The following is a 3,892-nucleotide window of genomic DNA, read 5'->3' on the forward strand; positions in this document are numbered from 1 at the left end:
CAAGGGGAGCCTAGATGCAAGTCGGGCTCCCCTCTTTATTGCTTTCGTGTCACTGGCTTAGTCTAAACTCCAGTTAATTAGGTTAGGGGTTACAACCTGAAAACCTTGATATCATTTAAAGCTGATTCTCTAGCGCGGTTGGCAATCCTTTCGTAGATCTCTGTTAGAAGTTTAAGGGATTAATTTAATCAAAAATAAGAACAATTATTAAATTAAGACGGGGGTAAATTAGAGTCGAGATGAGGGAATTGGGTTTTGAAATTCCTCTGGAGATAGATGACAGGCGGGGTTCCAGTAGAGAAACTGAGAGTAAATTCTCAGATAAAATAGAGGGACAACGTTTTATGAATCATCGACCTAGAAACCCAAAGCCACGCGATCGCCAGGTAGCAGAGGAAGCTATCTCTCACGAAGAGGCTAATTTTCCGGAAACTCCCACGGGACGAAAACTGGTCAGACAAGCCCAAATGATTGGCGGATTTTTCCTATTAATTGTGGCTGTCCTGTTTGGACTCATGGTAGCTTCTTTCCCAACGGGAGAGGAACCCACAGCCAATCCGGATACCCCCAATCAAATCACGCCGTAACAACGCTTAAAATCGCTCTATTCAACCTCAATCAACTGCGAGTTTCAAGGGCGATCGCCCGGGGAACAAGGAGGGAAGGTTGCGGATTGATTCGCGATCGCCTGGAGGTATATTTTTTGGCTTCTCTTAACATTAAACATCAACAAATCGGGGGGAGTTCGGTTTTTAAACGAACCCCCTCCGACCGTTAAAACTCAAGCGGCGCTCATCACACCATCATAGCAATGCCATCTTGAGCGATCGCCTCCTCCACCAACAACTGAGCTTGCCCGGAGGTATAAACATTGTAAGTATCGTTGCCGATCACCTCAGTACCCCCAGAAACCCAATTGCCGGATGCCGTCACCGTATTCGTCTGTTCCCCAGTCACAATCACACGATTGCGACGGTCCGAAAGGTGAAGAACATGAATCTGATCCAGGGTCAAGCTATTGTTGCCACCATTGAGATCAATCATCTCAATGTCATTAATCCGATTATCAGGAACCGTCCTCAAATCGAACGCGAAATTATCCCCATCCAACCGTAGAGTATCCTCTCCACTGCCGCCCTCCAGGCGACGGAAATCACTGTCAGCGATCGCGATGAGATGGTTTCCCGAACCGCCATAGATGACGTCAGCACCTCCAGCACCAATCAGGGTATCATCCCCTTGTGCGCCGACGATCACATCGGCTCCCGTAGTGCCCGTGAGCGAATCGTTACCCAGTCCGCCATGCTGGGTGACAGCACCCGTGAAATCGCCGCCATAAATGACATAGGTTTCCCCAGCATTTTCTCGGGTCCCGTTGGGACTATCACCTTCGGGAGCACCAACCAGGACATCATCAAACCCGTCGCCATTGACATCCCCCGCACTGACCGATCGCCCCGTCCGATTGTTAGCCTCAATTCCATAGAGGGTAAACCCATTGGTGCCATCCATATCGGCCAAATTGAGGGAGGCGCTAAAAGTTGTTCCGCCAAAGAGGACGTAACTTTGTCCCGCTTCCTGTTGACCCTGCAAACCTGGTGCTTGGGAAGCATTGATAATTAGGTCATCATAGCCATCACCGTTGATATCTCCGGCATTAGAAACCGATCTGCCGCTCAAATCACCGGGATTGATACCTGAGATAGTAAACCCATTGGTTCCATTCAGATTTGCCAGGTCAAGGGTAGTTGGTAAGTTAGTAGAGCCAAAAATTACATAACTCTCCCCCGCTTGATTATTGGCTCCTTGAGCACCAATAATCATGTCATCCAAGCCATCGCCGTTGATATCTCCGGCGTTGCTTAGTGCCCTGCCGCTCAAATCACCGGCATTGACACCTTCAATGCGAATACCATTCGTGCCGTTAATTTCCGCCAGGTCAATCGAGGCATTAAAGGTAGGACCTCCGTAGACAAGATAGGTTGCTCCAGCGGCTTCTTCGTCATCGTCATCGGCTTCGGGAGCACCAATCAGCAGGTCATTATAACCATCGCCGTTAAGATCTCCAGCACTTCGAGGCGATCGGCCACTGCGCTCACCTGCCTGAGCGCCAAAAACCGTAAACCCATTCGTTCCGTTGAGTTCTAAGTTGGCAAGGTCCATCTCGGTATCAAAGGTAAAGTTAGATCCACCAAAGAGGACATAAGTTTCTCCCGCCTCCGGCCTTTCATTATTAGGCCCATCGGCACTAAACGCGCCAATCAGTAGGTCATCGACGCCATCGCCATTAATATCACCCGCATGGACATCCCGGCCACTTTGGTCTCCTGCTTCGCGGCCAAAAATAGTAAAGCCATTGCTACCGTCCAGGGTCGCGAGGTCGATGGGGTCATCAAACTGATTACCGCCGAAGATGATATAAGTTTCTCCCGCCTCCGGCCTTTCGTTATTAGGTCCATCAGCAAAGCGGGAACCCATCATCACATCATCAAAGCCGTCGCCGTTGATATCCCCGGCATTGCTGACGGCTCGTCCGATCGAGTCGTCTCTGTCAATGCCATAGATTGCAAAGCCATTGCTGCCGTTCAAGTCCCGTAGATCTATTTGCGGACCGATGTTGGCACCCCCGAAGATCACATACCCTCGACCCGCGCTGCGTGTGCCGTCAGGGCGATCGCCAAAGCGCGTCCCAATCAAAATGTCATTGAAGCCATCGCTGTTGATATCCCCCGCAGACGAGATATTTCTCCCGCTTAAATCCCCGGCGTTCTCACCATAGATGACCAATCCCCCGTAGCCTGATGTCATGTTGCCTAAGCTAATATCTGGGGCCGGAAGGGGCGAAATTGCCTCCGCAAATGCTACCTCTCCATCCGGTTCTCCTTGGTCAAATGCTGCAACCCGGGCGCGATTGGGAATCGTCCCCCAGCGTGAGAGAATACCCGAGACAGTCAGGGTCGTCGTTTCTCCCCCTTCTAAACGAGGAATGGTCCAAACATTGGCAGTGGGGTCATAGCTGTTCCCTTCCGTGGGAGTGAAAGTAATATCACTCAACCAGTTGGGTAACGATTCATTTACCGTGATTCCCGTAGCTGGCATCCCCCCTTGATTGGTTAAGGTGACGGTATAGCTGAGTTCTTCTCCTATCCTCACCTCGGGATCGCTCACGGTTTTGGTGATTTCCAAAGCAGCCGGAGGAGGAAACTCTACGGTTGCAACTGCGGGCTCACTCTCATTAACCCCATCAGTGACTACGATTTCGATATCCCGAGGAGTTAGATCAGGATTCTGCGCGGTGTTGTTGTACCGGACTCGTTGTAGCACCCGTTCATAATTTTCTACATCATCATCCCCAGTGAGGGTCACTACGCCGTTTTCAACCGTGGCGGTAATATTTGTTCCTTCTGTATTGACGATGAGTTCTTCGGTATCTGGGTCGATTGGGTTAGCGATCCGAACCGTCGCACCTGTGAGGATATCATTGTCTGGATCGGGGTCAGTTACTACAGCATTTTCAGCGATCGGCACTCCCTCTGCTTGCGGATCAAAGGTCACCGTTGTATCCACCCCAGGTTCCTGGGGATCTAGGTTAACCTCTGGCCGAATATTCTCCCCGATGCCCTCATCAACTACCAGTGCAAAGGTATCTGTTACGGTATTCCCTTGACCATCATCAGCGGTTACAGCAATTTCCAAGTTACCAATATCGTCATTCTGCGGCGTTCCACTCAATTCTCCAGTTGCCGGGTCAAAAGTGAGCCAATCCGGTAACGGTGACCCATCGGCTAAGGTGGCCGTAAAGGTTAATGGGTCTGCGTCGGAATCTGTAAAGGTATCCTCGGGAAGTGCAAAGGAAAATTCTTCTCCAGCAGTGGCGGTTTGGTCCGCCAGG

2 protein-coding genes are annotated in these 3,892 nt (G+C 50.6%); one reads left to right on the forward strand and one right to left on the reverse strand.

From position 1 onward, the window contains the following. Positions 1-344 precede the first annotated feature (344 nt). Positions 345-587, forward strand: a complete 243-nt coding sequence (locus NG796_RS25925) for a hypothetical protein (protein ID WP_261210357.1) — start codon at positions 345-347, stop codon at positions 585-587. A 208-nt stretch (positions 588-795) separates the two neighbouring features. Here NG796_RS25925 and NG796_RS25930 read toward each other — a convergent pair. Beyond that, a partial coding sequence (locus NG796_RS25930) for a putative Ig domain-containing protein (protein ID WP_261210359.1) occupies positions 796-3,892 on the reverse strand: 3,097 nt, incomplete at its 5' end.

This window comes from Laspinema sp. D2d, assembly GCF_025370755.1.
GTDB lineage: Bacteria > Cyanobacteriota > Cyanobacteriia > Cyanobacteriales > Laspinemataceae > Laspinema.

Coding starts and splice junctions, on each gene's coding strand:
- NG796_RS25925 (WP_261210357.1), top strand. CDS start 345: ATGAATCATCGACCTAGAAACCCAAAGCCACGCGATCGCCAGGTAGCA.